Source organism: Hydrogenophaga sp., from assembly GCF_018780075.1.
GTDB lineage: Bacteria > Pseudomonadota > Gammaproteobacteria > Burkholderiales > Burkholderiaceae_C > Hydrogenophaga.
The window spans coordinates 1-21,856 of record NZ_JADMKB010000163.1 but is presented as its reverse complement, the minus strand read 5'-3'; the positions used below and the strand labels follow the sequence as shown (position 1 = coordinate 21,856).

General features: G+C 68.6%; 23 protein-coding genes. 11 read left to right on the top strand and 12 right to left on the bottom strand.

Translation table 11 applies throughout. The annotated features are described in order from the left end of the window. The first annotated feature begins 87 nt into the window (after window positions 1–87). Window positions 88–1,014, top strand: coding sequence for a CysB family HTH-type transcriptional regulator (locus IV088_RS24480; RefSeq protein WP_291107199.1), 927 nt, complete (start codon window positions 88–90; stop codon window positions 1,012–1,014). Between the two features lie 62 nt (window positions 1,015–1,076). Here IV088_RS24480 and IV088_RS24475 read toward each other — a convergent pair whose 3' ends face one another. Beyond that, complete coding sequence (locus tag IV088_RS24475; protein ID WP_291107196.1) at window positions 1,077–2,447, bottom strand: LLM class flavin-dependent oxidoreductase; 1,371 nt, start codon at window positions 2,445–2,447, stop codon at window positions 1,077–1,079. A gap of 25 nt (window positions 2,448–2,472) precedes the next feature. Further along, on the bottom strand, window positions 2,473–3,342 hold the full coding sequence (locus IV088_RS24470) for a TauD/TfdA family dioxygenase (RefSeq protein WP_291107193.1): 870 nt from the start codon (window positions 3,340–3,342) through the stop codon (window positions 2,473–2,475). Window positions 3,343–3,622: 280 nt separating this feature from the next. Here IV088_RS24470 and IV088_RS24465 point away from each other — a divergent pair, with 280 nt between their 5' ends. The 4 genes from IV088_RS24465 to IV088_RS24450 all read left to right on the top strand — a co-directional run bounded on the left by IV088_RS24465 (window position 3,623) and on the right by IV088_RS24450 (window position 7,369). Beyond that, the gene (locus tag IV088_RS24465; protein ID WP_291107190.1) at window positions 3,623–4,699 is read left to right on the top strand and encodes an ABC transporter substrate-binding protein; all 1,077 of its coding nucleotides are present in this window, start codon (window positions 3,623–3,625) and stop codon (window positions 4,697–4,699) included. 174 nt (window positions 4,700–4,873) lie between these two features. Then, entirely contained in the window at window positions 4,874–5,710 is an 837-nt protein-coding gene (locus IV088_RS24460; protein WP_291107187.1) for an ABC transporter permease, read from the top strand. A 14-nt stretch (window positions 5,711–5,724) separates the two neighbouring features. Beyond that, window positions 5,725–6,516 (top strand): ABC transporter permease, encoded by a 792-nt coding sequence (locus IV088_RS24455; protein ID WP_291107185.1) that lies wholly within the window; start codon window positions 5,725–5,727, stop codon window positions 6,514–6,516. 19 nt (window positions 6,517–6,535) lie between these two features. After that, on the top strand, window positions 6,536–7,369 hold the full coding sequence (locus IV088_RS24450) for an ABC transporter ATP-binding protein (RefSeq protein ID WP_291107182.1): 834 nt from the start codon (window positions 6,536–6,538) through the stop codon (window positions 7,367–7,369). A gap of 8 nt (window positions 7,370–7,377) precedes the next feature. Here IV088_RS24450 and mmuM read toward each other — a convergent pair whose 3' ends face one another. From mmuM to IV088_RS24430, 4 genes are all read right to left on the bottom strand, one after another. Then, window positions 7,378–8,334 (bottom strand): homocysteine S-methyltransferase, encoded by a 957-nt coding sequence (gene mmuM, locus IV088_RS24445; RefSeq protein ID WP_291107179.1) that lies wholly within the window; start codon window positions 8,332–8,334, stop codon window positions 7,378–7,380. A gap of 141 nt (window positions 8,335–8,475) precedes the next feature. Beyond that, complete coding sequence (locus IV088_RS24440; RefSeq protein WP_291107176.1) at window positions 8,476–9,177, bottom strand: ABC transporter permease subunit; 702 nt, start codon at window positions 9,175–9,177, stop codon at window positions 8,476–8,478. Next, the gene (locus IV088_RS24435) at window positions 9,174–9,854 is read right to left on the bottom strand and encodes an ABC transporter permease subunit (protein ID WP_291107173.1); all 681 of its coding nucleotides are present in this window, start codon (window positions 9,852–9,854) and stop codon (window positions 9,174–9,176) included. Before IV088_RS24435 ends, IV088_RS24440 begins: the two co-directional genes overlap by 4 nt. Before the next feature lie 68 nt (window positions 9,855–9,922). After that, complete coding sequence (locus IV088_RS24430) at window positions 9,923–10,708, bottom strand: transporter substrate-binding domain-containing protein (protein ID WP_291107170.1); 786 nt, start codon at window positions 10,706–10,708, stop codon at window positions 9,923–9,925. A gap of 276 nt (window positions 10,709–10,984) precedes the next feature. Between IV088_RS24430 and IV088_RS24425 the strand changes: the two genes are divergently transcribed. The 3 genes from IV088_RS24425 (at window position 10,985) to IV088_RS24415 (ending at window position 13,335) form a co-directional block, all read left to right on the top strand. After that, complete coding sequence (locus IV088_RS24425) at window positions 10,985–11,455, top strand: Lrp/AsnC family transcriptional regulator (RefSeq protein WP_236961185.1); 471 nt, start codon at window positions 10,985–10,987, stop codon at window positions 11,453–11,455. 220 nt (window positions 11,456–11,675) lie between these two features. Further along, window positions 11,676–12,236 carry an alpha/beta fold hydrolase gene (locus IV088_RS24420; protein ID WP_291107165.1) on the top strand — a complete coding sequence of 187 codons (561 nt, stop codon included), beginning with the start codon at window positions 11,676–11,678 and terminating at the stop codon, window positions 12,234–12,236. 103 nt (window positions 12,237–12,339) lie between these two features. Beyond that, window positions 12,340–13,335, top strand: a complete 996-nt coding sequence (locus IV088_RS24415) for a sulfate ABC transporter substrate-binding protein (protein ID WP_291107162.1) — start codon at window positions 12,340–12,342, stop codon at window positions 13,333–13,335. 29 nt (window positions 13,336–13,364) lie between these two features. On the opposite strand, the gene IV088_RS24410 is transcribed toward IV088_RS24415, so the two are convergent. Beyond that, window positions 13,365–13,565 carry a hypothetical protein gene (locus IV088_RS24410; RefSeq protein ID WP_291107223.1) on the bottom strand — a complete coding sequence of 67 codons (201 nt, stop codon included), beginning with the start codon at window positions 13,563–13,565 and terminating at the stop codon, window positions 13,365–13,367. A 123-nt stretch (window positions 13,566–13,688) separates the two neighbouring features. Here IV088_RS24410 and cysT point away from each other — a divergent pair, with 123 nt between their 5' ends. Genes cysT through IV088_RS24395 form a run of 3 tightly spaced genes read left to right on the top strand, consistent with a single transcriptional unit; the run spans window position 13,689 to window position 16,591 of the window. Then, window positions 13,689–14,570, top strand: a complete 882-nt coding sequence (gene cysT, locus IV088_RS24405) for a sulfate ABC transporter permease subunit CysT (protein ID WP_291107159.1) — start codon at window positions 13,689–13,691, stop codon at window positions 14,568–14,570. After that, window positions 14,567–15,484: a sulfate ABC transporter permease subunit CysW gene (gene cysW / locus IV088_RS24400; RefSeq protein WP_291107156.1), complete on the top strand. Its 918-nt coding sequence runs from the start codon at window positions 14,567–14,569 to the stop codon at window positions 15,482–15,484. Before cysT ends, cysW begins: the two co-directional genes overlap by 4 nt. 18 nt (window positions 15,485–15,502) lie before the next feature. After that, a complete protein-coding gene (locus IV088_RS24395) occupies window positions 15,503–16,591 on the top strand; it encodes a sulfate ABC transporter ATP-binding protein (protein ID WP_291107153.1) in 1,089 nt (362 codons plus the stop codon). 11 nt (window positions 16,592–16,602) lie between these two features. On the opposite strand, the gene IV088_RS24390 is transcribed toward IV088_RS24395, so the two are convergent. The 5 genes from IV088_RS24390 to IV088_RS24370 form a co-directional block, all read right to left on the bottom strand. After that, window positions 16,603–17,274: an ABC-type transport auxiliary lipoprotein family protein gene (locus IV088_RS24390; RefSeq protein WP_291107151.1), complete on the bottom strand. Its 672-nt coding sequence runs from the start codon at window positions 17,272–17,274 to the stop codon at window positions 16,603–16,605. Beyond that, window positions 17,271–18,206 (bottom strand): MlaD family protein, encoded by a 936-nt coding sequence (locus IV088_RS24385; protein WP_291107148.1) that lies wholly within the window; start codon window positions 18,204–18,206, stop codon window positions 17,271–17,273. The genes IV088_RS24390 and IV088_RS24385 overlap by 4 nt, the downstream gene beginning before the upstream one ends. Window positions 18,207–18,223: 17 nt before the next feature. Beyond that, complete coding sequence (locus tag IV088_RS24380; protein WP_291107145.1) at window positions 18,224–19,006, bottom strand: ABC transporter ATP-binding protein; 783 nt, start codon at window positions 19,004–19,006, stop codon at window positions 18,224–18,226. A 1-nt stretch (window position 19,007) separates the two neighbouring features. Then, entirely contained in the window at window positions 19,008–20,138 is a 1,131-nt protein-coding gene (locus tag IV088_RS24375; RefSeq protein WP_291107142.1) for an ABC transporter permease, read from the bottom strand. A 122-nt stretch (window positions 20,139–20,260) separates the two neighbouring features. Further along, window positions 20,261–21,856: gamma-glutamyltransferase family protein (locus IV088_RS24370; RefSeq protein WP_291107139.1), on the bottom strand; the 1,596-nt coding region annotated here is incomplete at its 5' end.

Sequence of the window (21,856 nt, the reverse complement as noted above, 5' to 3'; positions counted from 1 at the left end):
CCGGCCCGGCGGTGCCCCTTGGCTGGACTGCTGCGGCGGCGACACCGGGACCCCGGTGTCGCCCTTTTTATTTCAACAAGAACCACCATGAACTTCCAACAACTGCGTTCGGTCCGGGAGACCGAACGCTGCCGATTCAACCTCACCGAGGTGGCGGCGGTGCTGCACACCTCGCAACCGGGCGTGAGCCGCCAGGTGCGTGAGCTGGAAGAGGAACTGGGTGTGGAGCTGTTCGTGCGTTCGGGCAAGCGCCTGCTGGGGCTCACGTCGGCCGGGCAGGCGCTGATGCCCATCATCCAGCGCGTGCTGCTCGATGCCGAGAGCCTGCGCCGCGCCGGGCAGGAGCTGCAGGGCCGCGAAGAAGGGCGCCTGTCCATCGCCGCGACCCACTCGCAGGCGCGCTACGCGCTGCCCCACGTGGTGCGCGACTTCCGCCAGCGTTACCCGCGTGTCACGCTGCACCTGCACCAGGGCTCACCCAAGCAGGTGGCCGAGATGCTGCTCGCGGGTGATGCCGACATCGGCGTGGCCACCGAGGCGCTGGCGGGCTACGAACAGCTGGTCACGCTGCCGTGTTACCGGTGGAGCCACAGCATCGTGGTGCCGCCCGGACACCCGCTGCTGTCGCTGCCGCAGCCGGTGACGCTGCAGGACCTGGTGGCCTTTCCCATCATCACCTACGAGGTCGGCTACACAGGCCGCTCGCACATCGACGACGCGTTCGCGCAGGCCGGGTTGTTGCCCGACGTGGTGCTCACCGCCATGGACGCGGACGTGATCAAGACCTATGTGGAGCTGGAGATGGGCGTGGGCATCGTGGCCTCGATCGCCATGGACGAAGAGCGCGACGGGCACCTGCGCGCCATCGACGCCGGCCACCTGTTCCAGATCAACCTCACCCGCCTGGGCCTGCGCCGCAACCATTGGCTGCCCGGCTTCGCCTACGGCTTCATCGAGAGCTTCGTGCCCACGCTCACGCGCGAGGCGGTGATGCAAGTACAAGAAGCGGCTTGAAAAAAAAAGCGGGGCACTGGTTCAGAACCAGGGCCCCGCATCAACCCCACATCACATGCCTGTCACGCGGCTTTGGCCTGCGGCTCGGCGTAACGGCTCACCGGCCGCTCCAGGCCCAGGTTCTCGCGCAGCGTGTTGCCCTCGTAGGCGGTGCGGAACAGGCCGCGTTTCTGCAGCTCGGGCACCACCAGTTCCACGAAATCGTCCAGCGAAGCCGGCAGCACCGGCGGCATCACGTTGAAGCCGTCGGCCGCGCCGTTCTCGAACCACTCCTGCATGCGGTCGGCGATCTGCACGGGCGTGCCCACCACCACCCAGTGCCCGCGCGCGCCGGCCAGGTACTCGTAGAGCTGGCGCACCGTGTACTTCTCGCGGCGCGCGAGTTCGAGCACCACGTGCGCCCGGCTGTTGATGCCCTTGGGTGGCTCGGGGATGTAGGGCGGGCGAGCGTCCAGGTCCCATTGGCTCAGGTCTTCACCCGGCCAGAACGGTTCCAGCGTGGCCAGACCCACCGAGGGGTGGATCAGCGCCTGCAGCTCGGCCCACTTGGCCTGTGCCTCCGCTTCGGTGCGGCCGATCACGGGCGAGATGCCGGGCAGCACCAGCAGCTGCTCGGGGCGGCGGCCGAACTTCGCCATGCGGCCCTTCACGTCGCTGTAAAAAGCCTGAGCCTCGGCCAGGCTGGTCCAGGCCGTGAAGATGGCTTCGGCCGTGGCGGCGGCCAGCTCCTTGCCGTCTTCCGACGAACCGGCCTGCACGATCACCGGGTGGCCCTGCACCGAACGCTCGATGTTCAGCGGGCCTTTGACCTTGAGGTGCTTGCCGATGTGGTTGAGCGTGTGCAGCTTGTCAGGGTCGAAGTACACGCCCGAGGCCTTGTCGCGGCTGAACGCGTCGTCCTCGAAGCTGTCCCACAGGCCCTTGACCACGTCCACGAACTCGTGCGCGCGCTCGTAGCGCAGGGCCGGGTCCGGGTGCGCCTCCAGGCCGAAGTTGCCGTGCACGTTTTCGGCGCTGGTGGTCACCACGTTCCAGGCCGCGCGGCCCTGGCTGATGTGGTCCAGCGAGGCGAACTTGCGCGCCAGCAGGTAAGGGTCTTCGTACGTCGTGGACGCGGTGGCCACGAAGCCGATGTGTTTCGTCACCGCCGCCAGCGCGGCCCAGAGCGTGACCGGCTCGAAGTGCGAGAGCCGGCCCTGGCGGCTGAAGGATTCTTTGTCCCCCTTGTGCCAGATGCCCGGGCTGTCGGCCACGAACACCTGGTCGAACAGACCGCGCTCGGCCGTCTGGGCGAGTGCGATGTAGTGCTGGATGTTCACGCCCGCGTCGGCCTGAGCGCCCGGGTGGCGCCAGGCGGCGATGTGGTGGCCGGTGGCCATGATGAAAGCGCCGAGGCGGAGCTTTCTTTTGGGTTGCAGTTGCCCTTGTGTCATGTTGGATGCCCTGTTGTGGTGGCGATCAGAAGGTCTTGTCGCCCGTGACAGTGATGCGGTGCAGCTTGCGGTGCTGCGGGAAGTAGTCGCCCACGGCGTAGTGCTGCGTGGAGCGGTTGTCCCACACGGCCAGCGTGCCTTCCTGCCACTTCAGGCGGGCCTGGAATTCGGGCACACGGGCCAGCTCGAACAGCTGGGTCAGCAGGGCGTCGCTCTGTGAGCGCGTCAGGCCCTTGATGTGGCTGGTGAAGGTGGAATTGACGTAAAGAATCTTCTTGCCGGTGACGGGGTGCACGCGCACCACCGGGTGTTCCACCGGCGGGTACTTGGCTCGGGCGGCCTTGAGCTCTTCACCGCTGGCGTCCTTGCGCAACAGGTACTCGGTCCAGCCGCTGATTTCCCAGGTGTGCACGGCAGTGAGCGTTTCCAGGTAGGCCTGGAAGGCCGGGGGCAGGCTCTCGAAGGCTTTGGTCAGGCTGGCCCAGAGGGTGTCGCCACCGGTGGCCGGAACCACCTGCGCGTACAGGCTGGTGCCCAGCGGCGGCTGCTCGCGCCAGGTGATGTCGGCGTGCCAGTTGTTGGCGGCGTAGCGGCGCTCAGCCGAGCTTTCGACGATCTCGATCTCGGGGTGGCTCTCCAGGCGCGGGAAGAAGGCCTTGACCTCGGCCACGTTGCCAAAGCTGCGGGTGAAGCGCACCTGCTGTTCGGGCGTGAGCTGCTGGTCGCGGAAGAAGATCACCTCGTGTTGCGCGAGCGCCTGGCGCAGCTCGCCCTGCGTGGCTTCGTCCAGTGGCTGGCCCAGGTCCAGGCCGTGGATCACGGCGCCGATGTTGGGGGTGTAGGGCTCGACCTTGAAGCGGGCGTAGGTGCTGGGCAGGTCGTTGAGTTGGGACATGAAATGGCTCCTGAAAGAGTGGTTCGGAAGTGATCAGGTGCGGCTCGGATGGCGCCGTCCTTTTTTCACTCTAGGCACCGGGGCCCGCGCCGCGAACGAAGCATTTCGCATATCCATGCTCGGCAACTGCAGGGCTGCAAGCCGGTCTTCATGCCGTTCGGTGATGAGCTCATGAAGCCAACATCCGCGCGTTTGTTTATCCGGTTTCATTCGTTCCGCGAGCAAGGGAAGCTCCGTAGATTCCGTCCGGTCAACCACAACCGATCCACCCGGAGGAACCATGAATCCACGTCAACGTCTGGGCCTGCTCGCGCTGGCCTTCACCCTGTCCGCCGTCGGCCCTGCGCAGGCGCAGACCGCCGAACCCCTGAAGACCATCCGCATCGGTGTCGCCACCGGCGGCGTCGGCAGCAACCCGGTGCGCCACGGCGGCACCACCACCGCGCTGGCCTACACCGACGGCGCGCTGGAAGAAGAGTTCAGGAAAGACGGTGTGCAGGTCCAGTGGACCTTCTTCAAGGGCGCCGGCCCGGCCGTCAACGAGGCCCTGGTCAACCGCCAGATCGACTTCGCCTGGCAGGGCGATCTGCCCGCCATCGTGGCGCGCGCCAACGGCGTGAAGACGAAGATCATTGCCGGCAGCGGTGTGCGCACCGGGCTGTACCTCGCGGTGCAGCCGGACTCGGGCATCCAGAAGCTCGAAGACCTCAAAGGCAAGCGCGTGGCGCTGTTCAAGGGCACCAACCTGCACCTGGCGGCGGTGGCGGCGCTCGCGGCGCACGGGCTCAAGGAACGCGACCTCAAGCTCATCAACCTCGACCTGGCCAGCGCCCGCACCGCGCTGATCAACAAGGACGTGGATGCCGCCTTCGACTACGTGGGCGCCTTCGACCTGCGCGACAAGGGGCTGGCGAAGATCGTCTGGTCGGCCGCGGCCGACAACTACAAGTTCACCCGCCAGACGCACCTGCTGGTGACCGACGACTTCGCGGCCAAGCACCCGCAGGCCGTGCAACGCGTGGTCACGACCCTCGTCAAGGTGGCGCACCGCTACTCGAACGAAGCCAGCCGGGCCGACCTGTTCGAGCGCTGGGGCAAGACCGAGTACCCGGAGAAGATCTGGCGCGAAGACTTCATCGGCCAGCCGCTGCGTGTGCGCCTCTCGCCGCTGCTCGACACCTTCTTGGTGTCGCGCTACCAGGAGGCGGCCAAGGACGCCCACGCCCTCAAGCTCACCCGCTCGGTGCCCGAGATTCCCAGCTGGTTCGACCGCCGTTACCTGAACGTGGCGCTGAAGGAACTCAAGCTCGAAGGCTACTGGCCCGCCTATGGCGCGGATGGCCAGCTGTCGAATTGAAGGGAAGCACCCCCTGCGCCGCTGCGCGGCTTCCCCCTCCGTTGCGCGCCTTCGGCGCTTCGAGGGGGGCGCACCCTGTGGCCGGGCCAAGCCCGTTCCACGGGTGCTCTGGCCCCAGTCACGCGCATCGGCGAGGTGAACAACGGACACCGCACACGATAGGAGCGATCGACCATGTCTTCATTTTCTGGCGCGACCGTGTCGCTGCCGCTGTCTTCTGCGCCCGCCCCGCGCGCGCGGGGGCCGCGCTGGCGCCCGCCGCTGCAATGGCTCTGGGCCTGGCCTTTCCCGCTGGTGGTGCTGCTGCTGTGGCACCTGTCGTCGGTGTGGGGCTGGGTGCCGGAGCAGGTGCTGCCGCCGCCGGCGGTGGTGTTCCAGACCTTTGCCGACATGGCCGCCAGCGGCGAGCTGTGGAGCAACCTGCAGATCAGCCTGGTGCGCGTGTTCACCGGCTTCGGTATCGGTCTGGTCGCCGGCCTCGCGCTCGGTTCGGCCATGGGCCTGTCGCCCACCGTGCGGGCCCACTTGTTCCCGCTGTTCAAGGCCTTCAGCCAGGTGCCGGTGATCGGCTGGCTGCCGCTGCTGATGCTGCTGGTGGGGATTGACGAGGGACTCAAGTTCCTGCTGATCGCCAAGGCCACGCTGGTGCCCGTGACCATCAACACCTGCCAGGGCATCCAGGGCGTGCCCAACCGCTTCATCGAGGTGGCGCGGGTCTATGGCTTCAACCGCTGGCAGATGCTGACCCGCGTGGTGTTCCCCGCCGCCACCGCGCCGATCTGGAACGGCGTGCGCTACGGGCTCACCCACGCCTGGCTGGCGCTGGTGGTGGTGGAGCTGCTGGCCTCGTCCGAAGGCATCGGTTTCCTCATCGTCTACGGCCGCCAGCTGTTTCAGCTGGACGTGGTGCTGGCCGCCGTGCTGGCGGTGGGCATCGTGGGCTTCGCCATCGACAAGCTGCTCTCGCTGACCGAGGCCTGGCTGCTGCGCTGGCGCAAGCCCGGGCTGTGAAAGGAACATCCTCCATGTCTCTCGAAAAATCGTCTACCGGCGTGCCGCCCGCGTTGCGCGGCTGGGTGCTGCCCGCACTGATCCTGCTCGTGTGGTGGTGGGCTGTGGCTTCGGGCTGGTCCACCTCGCCGCTGCTGGTCTCGCCCGGCGCGGTGTGGGACCGCGCGGTGCAGCAGCTCGGCAGCGGCGAGCTGTCGGTCGCGTTGTCGGCCAGCCTCTGGCGCATGGCCTGGGGTTTCGCCATCGGGTCCAGCGTCGGCCTGGTGTTCGGTGTGCTGCTGGGCGGGTCGCGCTGGTTCGACCGCCTGGTCGGGCCCTCGTTCCACACGCTCAAGCAGATCTCGCTGTTCGCCTGGATCCCGATGCTGTCGATGTGGTTCGGCTTGGGCGACGGCGCCAAGATCGCCTTTGTGGCCATGGCCGCCTTTTTCCCGGTGGTGCTCAACACCTTCGAAGGCATCCGCAGCGTGCCGCGCGATTACATCGAGGTGGCCCGGGTGTGCGACTTCAGCCGCTGGCAGCTGCTGACCCGCGTGATCGCGCCGAGTGCCGCGCCCTCGGTCTTCACCGGCCTCCAGCTTTCGCTGATCTACACCTGGCTCGCCACGCTGGGCGCCGAGTACCTGCTCGCCTCGGGCAAGGGCATCGGCAACACGCTGATCGACGGCCGCGAGCACTTCGAGATGGACCTCGTGCTGTTCGGTGTGGTCGTGATCGGGCTGGTGGGCTTTGTCTTGAACACCGTGCTCGGCGCGCTGGAACGGAGGCTGCTGGCCTGGCGCGAGCGCACCGTCGCGCGCTACTGATTTTTTTGGAGGACACAACATGGCACACGCCGGTACCCTGGCCATCCAGGGCCTGAACAAGCAGTACGAGGTCAAGGGCGAAACCCTGCCCGTGCTGCAGGACATTTCCCTCACCATCGAACCCGGTGAGTTCGTCAGCATCGTCGGCTCCAGCGGCTGCGGCAAGTCCACGCTGCTGCGCCTGATCATCGGCCTGGAAGAGGGCTACCAGGGCGAGATCCTGCTGGACGGCACGCGCATCAAGGGCACGAACCTCAACCGCGGCATCGTGTTCCAGGAGCACCGCCTGTTCCCCTGGCTCAACGTCGAGAAGAACATCGGCCTGGGCCTGCTCAACTCGGGCCTCACCGAAGGCCAGCAGCGCCAGACCATTCGCGAACACATCGAGCTGGTGGGGCTGCAGGGCTTTGAGACGGCCTACCCGCACCAGCTCTCGGGCGGCATGTCGCAGCGCGTGGCGATCGCCCGCGCACTGGTGAACCGGCCCGACATCCTGCTGCTCGACGAACCCTTCGGCGCGCTCGACGCCATGACCCGCGCCCACCTGCAGCAGGAGCTGCACCGCATCTGGGAGAAAGAGGGCATCACCATGATCCTCGTCACCCACGACGTGGAAGAGGCCGTCTACCTGGGCGACAAGGTGGTGGTGATGGAGCCGCGCCCCGGGCGCATCCGCCGCACCATCCCGGTCCCGCTGGCGCACCCGCGCGAGCGCACGTCCCATGCCTTCACGACCGTCAAGGAGACCGTGCTGCGCGAGTTCGGCGAACACAGCGCTGCGGAGCTGTCCGAGCCGCCGCTCAAACGCGATGGGCCGCTGGCCGCCGCCTCGGCGTGGCGGTTCGCCGTCTGACGCGCGGCTCAGGCTTCGATCAACGCCCCACCGGCCACGGCGGCCTGCTTGAGGGCGCGGATGTCGTCCGGCCCCGTGCGGCAGCAGCCGCCGATGAGCCGCGCGCCGCGACCGTGCCAGCGCATGGCCTGGGCGGCGAAGTCGTGGGCCCGGCCTTCACCGTGCCAGACCTTGTCGACCGCGTCGTAGTGTTCGCCCGAGTTGGGGTAGACCACGATGGGTTTGCTGGTGTGCGAGCGGGCCAGCGCCACCAGCGATTCAATGAACTCGGGCGCGGTGCAGTTCACGCCCACGGCGGCGATCTGGGGCAGGGCGTCGAGCTGCGCCACGCAGTCGGCGAAGGGCTCGCCCTGGCAGTTGTGCGCGCCGTCCCGGCAGGAAAAGCTGAGCCAGGCCATCACGCCGGGAAACTCGGGCAGCAGGCCCGCGATCGCCAGCGCTTCATCGAGGCAGGGAATGGTTTCGCAGGCCAGCAGATCGGCACCCGCGTGGGCCAGCACCTGCAGGCGCGGCCGGTGGAAGTCGGCCAGCGCCTGGCGCGAGATGCCCTGGTAACCCCGGTACTCGGAGCCGTCGGCCAGCATGGCGCCGTAAGGGCCGATGGACGCCGCCACCAGGGGCCGGCGGCGGCCCACGCGGTGGGCGGGCTCGGCCCAGAAGGCGTCCCGGGCTTCGCAGGCCAGCGTCACCGAGCGCCGCATCAGGTCGGCGGCCTGGTCGTGGCTCAGGCCACGCCGTGCAAAGGCTTCAAACGTCGCCTGGTAGCTGGCGGTGGTGGCCACGTCGGCGCCGGCGAGAAAGTAGTCCAGATGCACCTGCCGGATCAGGTCGGGCTGTTCGATCAGCAGCTTGGCGGACCACAGCGGGTCCAGCAGATCGGCGCCACGGCGTTCCAGCTCGGTGGCCAGCGCGCCGTCGAGCACGAACAGGCCCTGTTCGGCGAGCGCGGTTTGCAGGGGGGACATGGGTTCTGGGGTGGGCGTCATGACGTTGGAGAAGAGATGGAACACGTTCACAGAGCGTAGCCATGGGGCCGGGTTTCGGGCCGCGAAGAAACGGTGGAATTGCCTGAAAACGGCGTCCTCGCCTGGGCCCGCGCGGGCGGGCTACCGGCGGCCGGCCGGGCCGAAGCGCCGCTCGATCCGGCGCACGGCCAGCACCACCACCAGCGTGATGGCCGCGTAGACCACCCCGGCCATCACCAGCGCGTCGGTGGTGTACGAGGCGTTCGACAACCGGCGCGCCACGCCAGTGAGGTCGAGCACGGTGATGGTGCTCACCAGGGCCGTGGCCTTGAGCTGGGCGATCACCTCGTTGCCCAGGGCCGGCGTGGCGATCCGCCAAGCCGCGGGCAGCACGATCCAGCGGTAGCACTGGAACGGGCTCATGCCCATGGCCAGGGCGGCTTCCCTTTCGCCGACGGGCACAGCCAGGATGCCGGCCCGCAGGTCTTCGGCCATGTAGGCCGCCAGGTTCAGGCTCAGCGCGAGCAGGCCGCAATAGAACGCATCTTCCAGCAGCCACCAGGCGGGCGATTGGCGCACGGCTTCGAACTGGCTCACCCCGTAGTACAGGATGAACAGCTGCACCAGCAAGGGGGTGCCGCGAAACGCCGCGCTGTAGCCGCGCGCCAGCCGCACCGGCCAGGCCCTGCCGGAGGTGGCCGCGAGCGCCAGCGGCAGCGCGAGCGCAAAGGCCAGCAGCACCGAGCCGCACAGCAGCTGCAGGGTGATCACCAGGCCCTCCCACACCTCCAGCACGCTGTCGGTGGGCAACTCCAGCCAGTCTTCGATGGGGGCGAAGTTCATGCCGCCCTCGCTTCAAAGCCCCGCCCGGCCCGGCGCTCCAGCCAGGCAAAGACCGGTTGTGAGGCGTGCAGGAACACGAAGTACACGGCCGCGGCCGCCAGGAAGAACAGGAACGGCTGGTGCGTGGCCTGGGCCGCCATGTTGGACTTCTTGAGCAGGTCTTCCAGCCCGACCACGGACACCAGCGAGGTGTCTTTCAGCAGCGACTGCCACAGGTTGCCGAGGCTGGGCAGGGCGATGCGCCAGGCCTGGGGCAGCCGCACGGCGAAGAAGGTCTGGGTGGAGGTGAGCCCGAAGGCCTGCGCCGCTTCGATCTGCCCCCGGGGGATGGCCGCAAAGCTGCCGCGGAACACCTCGCTGGCGTAGGCCGCGAACACGATGGACAGGGCAAAGACGCCTGCGGCAAACGGGCTGATCTCCACCGCGCCATCGAAGTGGTTGTTGATCAGGTTGGACAGCCCGAAGTAACAGACCAGCACGATCAGGAACTCGGGAATGCCGCGCAGCAGGCCCGTGCACAGCCGCACGGCGCGGCGCAGCAGCGCGCGACCGCTCAGGCTGCCGGCCGCCAGCACCAGCCCGAGGGCCAGACCCACCACCAGCGAAGACAGGGCCAGTTGCACGGTGACCCACGCACCCTCCAGCAACTGACCGGCGTACAGCCACAAATCGTCCATTCACCATCCCGCAAAAACACGAAAACCAGGCCACCCTGCCGGACGACCTGGTCCCGTGGGGCGCCAGCTTACTTCAGCGCGGGCGCGATGCTGAAGGGAAACACCTTCTTGTTCTCGGCCGCGAAGCTGCCGTCGGTCAGCACCTGTTTGATCGCGGTGTTCAGGCGCGCGCGCAGCGGGTCGCCCTTGCGCACGGCGATGCCGGTGCCTTCGCCGAACATCGCCACGTCGTTCAGCGGCTTGCCTGCGAGTGCGAAACCCTTGGCCTTGCCGGTCTTTTCCAGCCACTCGTGGGCCACCGTGGTGTCGGTCAGCGCGGCCTGCACGCGGCCCGCCTCCAGGTCCAGCCAGATCGGGTCTTGCGAGGGGTAGGCCTTGATGGCGATGCCCGACTGGCTCTTGGGCAGGCGCTTCTTCAGGTAGGTCTCGTGGCTGGAGCCGCTGTAGATGCCGACCGTCTTGCCGCGCAGCGTGGCCGGGTCCTCGGTGATGCCCGCGCCGGTCTTGGCGACGTACTGCACCGGGGCCAGGGTGAACAGGTCGGTGAAGTCCACCACCTTCTTGCGCTCGTCGGTGATCGACATCTGGGCCAGCACGGCGTCGATCTTCCTGGCCTTGAGCGCCGGGATCAGGGCGTCGAAGTCCATCGTCACGTATTCGCACTTGGCCTGGATGTGTTTGCACATGGTCTTGGCCAGTTCGATCTCCATGCCCTTGAGTTCGCCCTTGGCGTCGCGGTACTCGAACGGCGCGTAGTCCGACAGGGTGCCGATGCGCACCACGTCTTCGGCGTGCGCGGCCCCGGCGAAGGACATCACACCGGCCACAAGGCAACTCAACAGGGAACGGCTCACGTTGTTATCTCCAGAAAAAAGTCGGACCACCGACGGACAGAAAGGGGAGGGTGCAGGACCCACGGGGGTGGCGTGCGGAGCTCAGGCCCGGCCGCGTGCGGCCGGGCATGCACTGCCACGGCCCGAAGGTCTTTTTTCAGCGCAAAAAGTGGGGCAAGTATCCGCGCCTGGATTGCGGCCGGGCGGCAAAAAAAGCCCCTGGCGCGCGGGATGGCGGCGATTCGGACCGCGTTGTGCGCGGCGGCGACGCGCAGGCGCAGTGCCTAGAATCGCCGCATGGACACCGAACTGGACGTTTTTGACCGGAAGATCCTGGACCTGGTCCAGAAGGACTGCCAGCTCAATGCCGAGGTCATCGCGGAGGCGGTGGGCCTGTCGGCTTCCGCCGTCCAGCGGCGCCTGCGCCGCATGCGCCAGGACAAGACCATCAGCGCCGAGGTGGCGGTGGTGAACCCGCAGGCGGTGGGCCACACCATGAGCTTCCTCGCCGGGCTGGAGATCAAGGACAACTACGAGGCGCTCCCGCGCATTCGCCTGTGGGCACAGACCGAACCGGCGGTGCAGCAGGTCTACTACGTGACCGGCAGCTTCGACATCATGATGGTGGTCGTGGCACGCGACGTGAAGGCCTACGACGCGCTCGCGGCCCGGCTGATGGCCGAGGTGCCTCAGGTGGTCCGCATGACCACGCACGTCGTCATCGACGCGATGAAGGTGGGGCTGTACGTGCCGCTGGACCAGGGCTGAGCCCGCGCCAGCCCGCCACATGCCGCAGGGCCATATGCCACAGGGCCATATACAAACTGCTTCATAGTCGTTGGTTTGTGCGGTGGTGCTCTCCACAATGCCTGCCATCAGCCATGAAGGAGCGCACGCATGAACACAACCAGACCGGGCGAGCCCGCCCCGGGCTTCCCCCCGACATCCGCCGCCCATCAGCGGTCCCGCCGTTGAGACCGGGGGCCGCATGTCTTCTCCCACCGTGATCATCGTGCCCGGGTGGCGCAACTCCGGCGCCGGCCACTGGCAAAGCCTCTGGACCGAACGCCTGCCGAACGTCTTGCGCGTCGAGCAGGACGACTGGATCAGCCCGCTCCAGCGCGCCTGGGTGCGGCGCCTGACCGAGACCATCGAGCAGGCCCCCGGTCCGGTGGTGGTGGTCGCGCACAGCCTGGGCTGCATCGCCACCACGCACCTGCCGCCCGAGGTGGCGGGCCGCATCCAGGGGGCTTTGCTCGTGGCGCCCGCCGACCCGGAACGCCGGGGCGTGCTGGCCGACTTCGCGCCCGTGCCCTACCAGAAGCTGTCCTACCGCAGCGTGCTGGTGGCGAGCAGCAACGACCCGTATTGCCCGGTGCGCCTGGCCGGGGCCTACGCCCGCGCCTGGGGCAGCGAGTTCGTGCGGCTCAACGACGCGGGGCACATCAACGTGGATTCCGGTCACGGCGAATGGCCCCTGGGCCTGGCCCTGCTGCAGTCGCTGGGCGCCGACGTGACACCCGCCCTTCCGGTGGCCGTGGCCGCCTGATGCCTTATTCAGCTCGCGAATAAGGAAACAAGAACAAAGTCGTTTGCCAATGAAGGCATGGATCCCAGAATCCCATGCATTCCCTCTATCGAAGTCACCTCCCATGAAAACAAGCTTCCAGCTCACCCTCGGCGCCATCGCCTTCGCCGCCGCCTCCCTCGCCTCGGCCCAGACCACGCTGCTCAACGTGTCCTACGACGTGGCGCGCGAGTTCTACAAGGACCTCAACACCGCCTTCGTCGCGAGCCACAAGAAGGCCACCGGCAAGGACATCAAGGTCGATCAGTCGCACGCGGGATCGAGCGCGCAGGCGCGGGCCGTGGCCGACGGCCTGGACGCCGACGTGGTGACCATGAACACCACCACCGACGTGGACTTCCTGGCCGAGAAGGGCGTGGTCGCCAAGGACTGGCGCCAGAAATTCCCGAACAACGCCGCCCCCACCAGTTCGACCATGCTGTTCCTGGTGCGCCAGGGCAACCCCAAGGGCATCAAGGACTGGGACGACCTCATCAAGCCCGGCGTGCAGGTGGTGGTGGTCAACCCCAAGACCGGCGGCAACGGCCGCATGGCCTACCTCGCGGCCTGGGGCCAGGTGCGCGCCAAGGGCGGTACCGACGCGCAGGCCGCCGAGTTCGTGGGCAAGCTCTACAAGAACGTGCCGGTGCTGGCGCGCGGAGGGCGTGACGCCACCGGCGTCTTCCTGCAACGCAACATCGGCGACGTGCTCGTGACCTTCGAGTCCGAGGTGGTCTCGGTGGACAAGGAGTTCGGCGCCGGCAAGGTCGATGCGATCCACCCCAGCGCCTCCATCGTGGCCGAGAACCCGGTCGCTATCGTCGAGCGCACGGTGGCCAAAAAGGGATCGACGGCCGACGCCAAGGCCTACCTCGAATTCCTCTACAGCCCCGAGGGCCAGGAGATCGCGGCCAAACACAACATCCGCCCGCGCAACGAAGCGGTGCTGAAGAAGTACGCCGCCGCGTTCAAGCCGATCAAGCTGTTCACCGTCAACGAATACTTCGGCTCGCTGGCCGAAGCGCAGAAAGTGCACTTCAACGACGGCGGGCAGTTCGACAAGCTCTACACCAACAAGTGAGGCGCCCGGGGCGCCCCTGACGGGCCCTGTCAGGCCATGAACACCGCGATGAAGGCCAGCATGAAGATCAGGATGGCCCCCATGACCGGCAAGAGGAGGGGCATGTAGTGCACGACGCTGTCGAGGATGTCTTCGGCCTGCTCTTCGGCGTACGCACGCAGCTCCGGGTCGGAGTAGGTCCGCGGATGGTCGGCCATGGCCTGGTCGGGAGGTGGCTGATGGTGCTGCATGTCCATGCTCCTTCATCGGTGCATCGCGGGAAGCGGCGCTTGTGTGCCAGCAGCCTGATCCCATCAAGCGCGCGCGTCAACCACACGGCTTGCATGGCCTTTCCCTGCGAGTGAATCCAACACATGAACACCTCCACTCTGCCCGCCCTCGTTCCACCGGATGCCGGTCTGCGTCGCGCCACGCGCCGCGTGCTGCCCGGCTTCAACCTCACGCTGGGCTTCACGGTTTTTTACCTGTGCCTGATCGTGCTGATCCCGCTGTCGGCGCTGGTCTTCAAGACCTTCACGCTGACCTGGCCGCAGTTCTGGGAGGCAGTCGCCGCGCCACGCGTGCTGGCCTCGTACCGGCTCACGTTCGGCGCCTCGTTCATCGCGGCGCTGGTGAACGTGGTGTTCGGTCTGCTGGTGGCCTGGGTGCTGGTGCGCTACAGCTTCCCGGGCAAGAAGATTGTGGACGCGCTGGTGGACCTGCCGTTCGCGCTGCCCACCGCCGTGGCCGGCATCTCGCTCACCGCGCTGCTGGCCGGCAACGGCTGGATCGGCTCGCTGCTGGAGCCGCACGGCATCCAGCTCGCGTTCAACCCCAACGGCATCGTGATCGCGCTGATCTTCATCGGCCTGCCCTTCGTGGTGCGCACGGTGCAGCCCGTGCTGGAAGACGCCGAGAAGGAGCTGGAGGAGGCCGCCACCTGCCTGGGCGCCACGCGCTGGCAGACCTTCAGCCGCGTCATCTTCCCGAGCATCGCGCCCGCGCTGCTGACGGGTTTTGCCATGGCCTTCGCGCGTGCTGTCGGTGAATACGGCTCGGTCATCTTCATCGCCGGCAACATGCCCATGGTGTCCGAGATCACGCCGCTGATCATCATCAGCAAGCTGGAGCAGTACGACTACGCCGGCGCCACCGCGGTGGCCACGGTGATGCTGATCATTTCCTTCATCCTGCTGCTGGTGATCAACGGTTTGCAAAGCTGGCAGCGCAAGCGCTCGGCGGGGAGCAACCAATGAGCTCGCAGAACAACATCCGCTCCGCTCAGCGCGGCACCACCGAAGCGCCCTGGGTGCGCTACACGCTGACCGGCGTCGCGCTGGTGTTCATGTTCCTGTTCCTCGTGCTGCCGCTGGCGGCCGTGGCGACCGAGGCCCTGCGCAAGGGCTGGGACGCCTACGCCGAAGCGCTTCGGGAACCGGACGCCTGGTCCGCCATCCGCCTCACCTTCCTCACCGCGCTGGTGGCCGTGCCGCTGAACCTGGTGTTCGGCGTGGCGGCGGCCTGGTGCATCGCGAAGTACGAGTTCAAGGGCAAGTCCTTCCTGACCACGCTGATTGACCTGCCGTTCTCGGTGTCGCCCGTGGTGGCCGGCTTGATCTACGTGCTGGTGTTCGGCGCACAGGGCTGGTTCGGCCCCTGGCTGGCCGAGCACGACATCAAGATCGTGTTCGCCGTGCCCGGCATCATCCTGGCCACCATCTTCGTGACCTTCCCTTTCATCGCGCGCGAACTCATCCCGCTGATGCAGGCGCAGGGCAACGACGAAGAGCAGGCGGCCCAGGTGCTCGGCGCCACCGGCTGGCAGACCTTCTGGTACGTGACCCTGCCCAACATCAAGTGGGGCCTGATCTACGGCGTGATCCTGTGCAACGCGCGGGCCATGGGCGAGTTCGGCGCGGTCTCTGTGGTCTCGGGCCACATCCGGGGCCAGACCAACACCATGCCGCTGCATGTGGAGATCCTCTACAACGAGTACCAGTCCGTGGCCGCGTTCGCCGTGGCCTCGCTGCTGGCCCTGCTGGCGCTGGTGACGCTGGCCATCAAGTCGGTGGCCGAGTGGCGCATGGAGCGCGAACTCAAGGCCCTGGCCGAGCTGCCGCCCGAGCGGCCCACCCCTGCGCTGGGCGCCACCGCCGGCAGCGCCCACTGACCTTCACCGGGAATCCCCATGAGCATCCAGATCCGCCACGTCAACAAACACTTCGGCACCTTCCAGGCCCTGCGCGACGTCAACCTCGACATCGCCTCGGGCGAACTGCTGGCGCTGCTCGGTCCCTCGGGCTGCGGCAAGACCACGCTGCTGCGCATCATCGCGGGTCTCGAAACGCCCGACACCGGCAGCATCCACTTCAGCGGCGAAGACACCACCGACGTGCACGTGCGCGAGCGCAACGTGGGCTTCGTGTTCCAGCACTACGCGCTGTTCCGCCACATGACGGTGTTCGAGAACGTGGCTTTCGGCCTGCGCGTGAAGCCGCGCAGCGAGCGCCCGAGCGAGGCGCAGATCAAGCCGAAGGTGACCGACCTGCTCAAGCTCGTGCAGCTCGACTGGCTGGCCGACCGCTACCCCTCGCAGCTCTCCGGCGGCCAGCGCCAGCGCATCGCGCTCGCCCGCGCCCTCGCGGTGGAGCCCCAGGTCCTGCTGCTCGACGAGCCCTTCGGCGCGCTCGACGCCAAGGTGCGCAAGGAACTTCGCCGCTGGCTGCGCCGCCTGCACGACGAGCTGCACGTGACCAGCATCTTCGTCACCCACGACCAGGAAGAGGCGCTGGAGGTGGCCGACCGCGTGGTGCTGATGAACAAGGGCGTGGTGGAGCAGTGCGGTTCACCGCAGGACGTGTGGGACCACCCGGCCAGCCCGTTTGTGTACGGCTTCCTGGGCGACGTAAACCTGTTCCACGGCCGCGCGCACGAGGGTCTGCTGCACCTGGACGGGGTGGCCATCGACACGCCCGAGCACGCCGGCGCGCAGAACGCGCAGGCCTTCGCCTACGTGCGCCCGCACGACCTGGACGTGCAGCGCCACACGCCGGGCGCCAGCGGCATCGTCGCCACGCTCAGCCGCGCCATCGTGGTCGGCCCCATCGCGCGGCTGGAGCTGTTGCCGGTGGAGAACAACCAGCCCGCCGGCCACGACCCGCTGATCGAGGCGCAGATCCCCGCGCAGCAGTTCCGCGAGCTGGGCTTCAAGGAAGGCGAGACGCTGGTGGTGTCGCCGCGCAAGGCGCGCGTCTTCCTGCACCCCGAAAAGGCCTGACGTTCAGCGGTTCAGCGCGCCCGCTCCGCGCTGAACGCGGCCACCTCGTTGGCCAGCTGCCGCGCGGCCGCCTGCGCCGCCGCGGCGCCGGCCACCGGGTCGTCGCCGGTTGCGGCCACGCTGACGTCAAACTCCCGCCAGGCCACGGCCTGGCGCGTGGCGCTGTTCAGCAGCACGGCGCGCACGCTCAGGCGCACCTGGCTGGGCCGCAGGCTGAAGTCCTGGTGCAGGCGCAACAACTCGGTTTCCAGCCGCCAGCCGCCCGCAGCGGCCGACGGTGCGCGCAGCACGGCGCGAAAGCCGCCCTGGTCCTGCAGCGCGCGCACCAGCAAGGGGGCCAGCATCTGGGCCGGCGGCTCCACCCACTCGTGGAAGGCGAAGGCCTCCATCTGTTGCGGCCGCCGCTGGTAGACCATGCGCCGCGAGTCGTAGCCCGGTGCCGCGCGCGGCAGGTCCACGGTGAGCGTGGGCGCGTCCGCGGGCAACACCCGTGCGCCGGGCGCGGGGGGCGCAGCGGGGCCGGTGTCCAACGTGAAGCGCGCGGGGGCCGGAGCCGGCTTGGGCAGCAAGGTGCCGGCGCAGGCCGTCAGCAGGGGCAGCAGCGCGGCGAGCCAGCACCAGCGGGCAACGCCGCCGGCGCGACCCGGGGGCCGTGCGTGGTGCGCGGGGTGAGCGGGTGTCATGGCGGGCTTTCTCCAGGGCCGGGTGTCGGCGCGGGGTTGCCCAGCAGCAGGCTGCTGGGGTTGACGGCGGTCTGTTCGCTCAGGTGGCGCAGCGAGGCCGAGAGCTGGTTGAGCTCGGCCATCAGCCGCGCCAGGTCGGGCAGGGTCTCGTTGCCCACCTGCTGCACGCTGGTGGCCGCGGCGTCGGCCGCATCACCGGCGCGGGTGCTGGCCTTTGCCGCGACCTCGGCCATGCGCTCGACGGCCTGCGCGCTGCTCGCGATGCGCGCCAGCGTCGGCCCCAGTTGCTCGCCCGCGCGAGCGGTCAGCTGGGCGGTTTTGGCGGCATCGGCGATGCCGGCGCTGATCGCCGCCTGCTGCCCGACCAGGGTGCGGGCCAGCGTGGCGATGTCGGCCAGGCTCGACTTCAGTGCGGCCTGGTTGTCGGCGCCCAGGACGGCGTTGAGGTTGTCCGAGACGCGCCCCACGTTGCCCAGCACGTTGGAGAGCACGTTCTCCAGCCGCGCGCTCAGCGAGGGCTTGAAGGGGATGGTCGGCGCCACGCCGTCGGCCCCCGCCAGCAGCGGCGGCGAGCCGGCGCTGCCGCCGCTGATTTCGATGTAGGCGATGCCCGTGAGGCCCTGTGCCTTCAACACGGCCACGCTGTCCTGCTTGATCGGCGTGCCGCGCTTCACGAGGAAGTGCAGGCGGACCTGCTCCGAGTTCAGCGGGTCGATCTCGATGCGCGCCACCTTGCCCACGTCCACGCCCATGTACTTCACGGGCGCGTCGACGTTGAGCCCCGCCACCGATTCTTCGATCACCGCCTGGTAGGCGTCCATCGCCTGGCGGCCGCCCAGCCCGGCGGCGAGCCAGAGCACGCCGGCCACCAGCAAGGCGCCGAGCAGCAGCACGAAGGCGCCGACCAGTGGGTAGTTGACCTTGTCGTCCATGGTGTGGTGTCTCTGGCTCAGGCCCGCGCCGGGGCCGCCGGCGGTGGCTCCCCGCTGGGCTGGTTGAAATAGGCCGCGACCGTGGGGTGCGGGTGGTGCGAGAGCGCGTCCATCGTGTCCAGCGCGATCACGCGGCCTTCGGCCAGCACGGCGACGCGGTCGCACACTCGCCACAGCAGCGCCAGGTCGTGGGTGACGATCACGATGGTTGGTCCGAACAGCCCGTGCGTGGCCAGGATCAGGTCGTCCACGCCGCGCGAACTGGCCGGGTCCAGGCCCGAGGTCGGTTCGTCGAGGAACAGCAGCTCCGGGTCCAGCGCGATGGCGCGCGCCAGCGCCGCGCGCTTGAGCATGCCGCCGCTCAGTTCGCTCGGCCGCTTGAGGCCGGCTTCGGGCGGCAGGCCGGTCAGGGCCAGCTTCCACTCGGCGATGCGGTCGATCAGCGTGTCGTCCAGCGCGCTGTGTTCGCGCAGCGGCAGCCCCACGTTCTGCCGCACGGTGAGCGCGCCGAACAGGCCGCCGCGCTGGAACATCACGCCCCAGCGCTGGCGCAGCGCCAGGCCCGGGCCGGCCGCCAGCGTGAGCAGGTCTTCGCCGAACACGCGCACCTCGCCCGAGGTGGGCGCCTGCAGCCCGATCATCTCGCGCAGCAGCACCGACTTGCCCGAGCCGCTGCCCCCGGCCAGCCCCAGGATCTCGCCGCGCTTCACGCTCAGGTCCAGCCCCTCGTGCACGGTGTGGCTGCCAAAGCGCGTGCAGATCTGCTTGAGCTCGATCACGGGGTCGTCGGTGGGCGCCATTTCACAGTCCCAGCAGGTTGAAGGCGACCGAGAACAGCGCGTCGGCCACGATGATCGTGAAGATCGACTGCACCACGCTCAGCGTCGTCTGCCGGCCCACGCTGTCGGCGCTGCCCGAGGTGCGCAGGCCCTGGAAGCAGCCCACGGTGGCGATGATGAGCGCGAACACCAGCGACTTGCCCAGGCCGATCAGGAACGCGGTGCCCTGCATCACGCGGCCGAAGCGGTCGATGAACTCGCCGAAGCCGATGTCCAGCTGCGAGCGCGCCATCACCATGCCGCCGAAGACGCCGGTGATGTCGGCGAACACCGTGAGCAAGGGCAGGGCGATGGCCATGGCGATGATCTTGGGCAGCACCAGGCGCTGCAGCGGGTCGATGCCGATGGTGCGCAGGGCGTCGACTTCTTCGGCCACCACCATGGTGCCGATCTGCGCCGCGTAGGCCGAGCCGGAGCGCCCGGCGATGATGATGGCGCCGATCAGGGGCGCGAACTCGCGCAGCATCGCGTAACCCACCAGCTCCACCACGAAGACGTTGGCGCCGTAGTGGCGCAGCTGGTCGGCGCCCTGGTAGGCCACCACGACGCCGAGCAGGAACGAGGTCAGGCCGATGATGGGCAGCGCATCGAAACCACCGATCTGAACCTCGTGCCAGATCGCGCGCAGCCGCCACTGGCGGGGATGGCGCATCACGCGCGCCGCCGCGATCGCGGTCTCGCCGATGAAGTGCAGGAACGCCTGGGCTTGCTGCGCGGCGGCCACCGCGCGCTGGCCGGTGTGGTGCAGCAGGCCGTGGTGCGGTTCCTGTGTCAGGGTCTGGTCCGCGCCCGCCTGCACCTGCTGCATCAGCGCCGCCGCGCGCGGTGGCCAGCTGCGCAGGGCCGGCGCCGCGCTGCCGGCCGGCAACCAGCGTTGCAGCACCCAGGCGCCGGCCGAGTCGATGTCCTGCAGCGCCGAGCCGTCCAGCGTGAGCGGTGGCGTGTCAGCGACCGGCAGGGCCTGCGCATTCAGCAGCGGCCCAAGGCCCTGCAGCGTCCAGTGGCCGTGCAGCGTCCAGACCCCGTCCGGGCCGGGCGCGAGCGCGGCCGGTGTCGGGGGGGCGCTGGGTTCGGTGGGGCGTGGCGCGTACATGCGGCTGCAAGGCTGCGCTCAACAGCCGCTGGTGTCGGTGCGCTGTCGCACAAGGTGCTCGGTGCGCCGGCGGGAGGTTTCGAACACGCTGGCGCTCCTTTTCTCGTGTCTCAGCTCGTGTCTCAGAACCCCACGGCCTGCCCGTCGCGCCGCGGGTCGCTGGCGGCCACGTAGCCTTCTGATCCCGGGTCGCCCAGCCGCCAGATGTACTGGCCGGCGCCGAAGTCCTGGTAGGGGTCGTCGATGGTGCGGGTCTGGTGGCCGAGGTCTTTCAGGCCTTGCACCACCGCCGGGTCCATGGCGGACTCGACGTTGATGTGCCGCCCGGCGTCGAAGCGCCAGCGCGGCGCGTCGCACGCGGCCTGCAGGCCCTGGCCGTGGTCGAGCAGGCGCACCAGGGTCTGCACATGACCCTGCGGCTGCAGGTTGGCGCCCATCACGCCGAAGCTCATCACCGGCTGGCCGTCTTTCGTGAGGAAGGCGGGGATGATGGTGTGGAAGGGCCGTTTGCCCGGCGCCACCAGGTTGGCGGTGTTGCGACCGGGGCCGGTGTTCAGGTTGAAGCCGTGGCCGCGGTTCTGCAGGCTGATGCCGAACGACGGCTCCACCGCGCCCGAGCCGAAGCCCATGTAGTTGCTCTGGATGAAGCTGACCATCATGCCGCGCTCGTCGGCGGCGCTGAGGTAGACCGTGCCGCCCTTGGCGGGGTTGCCGGCGCCGAAGTCCTGTGCGGTCTTCATGTTGATCAGCTTCGCGCGTTCGCGCAGGTAGGCCGGGTCGAGCATCTGCTCGGCGCTCATGTCCATCGCGCCGGGTTCGGCGACGAAGCGGTACACGTCGGCAAAGGCCAGCTTCATCGCCTCGATCTGCAGGTGCTGCGCGGCCACGGTGTCGACCTTCATTGAAGCGAGGTCGAAGTTCGAGAGGATGCCCAGCGCGACCAGCGCCGCGATGCCCTGGCCGTTGGGCGGGATTTCGTGCAGCGTGTGGCCCTTGTAGTCCTGGCCGATGGGCGCGACCCACTCGGGCCGGTAGGCCGCGAGATCGGCCTCGGTGAGCGCGCCGCCGTGTTCGGCCGCGAAGCGCGCGAGCGCCTGCGCGATGGGGCCGCGGTAGAAGGCCTCGCCTTTGCTTTCGGCGATGGCGCGCAGGCCCCTCGCCGCCGCCGGGAACTTGAACAACTCACCCACCGTGGGCGCACGGCCCCATGGCAGGAAGGCCTCGGCAAACCCCGGCAGCGATTGCAGCTCGGGCGTGGCCGCGGCCCACTTCTGCCGCACCACCACCGGCACCGCATAACCGCGCTCGGCCAGTTCAATCGCTGGCTGCATCAGGTCGGCGAACGGCAGCTTGCCGAAGCGTTCGCTCAAGGCCACCCAGCCCGCCACCGCGCCGGGCACGGTGACCGAATCGAGCCCGCGCTTGGGCGGCGTGAGCGTGTCGGCGCCGTGTTTGCGGTGGAAGTAGTCCGGTGTCCAGGCCATGGGCGCGGGGCCGCTGGCGTTGAGCCCGTGCAGTTGTTGCCCGTCCCAGAGGATGCAGAACGCGTCCGAGCCCAGGCCGTTGCTCACCGGCTCGGTGATGGTCAGCGCCGCCGCGGCGGCGATGGCCGCGTCCACCGCGTTGCCGCCCTGCAGCAGCATGCGCAGCCCGGCCTGTGCCGCCAGCGGGTGCGAGGTGCTGACGACGTTGCGCGCGAACAGCGGCAGGCGGGTGCT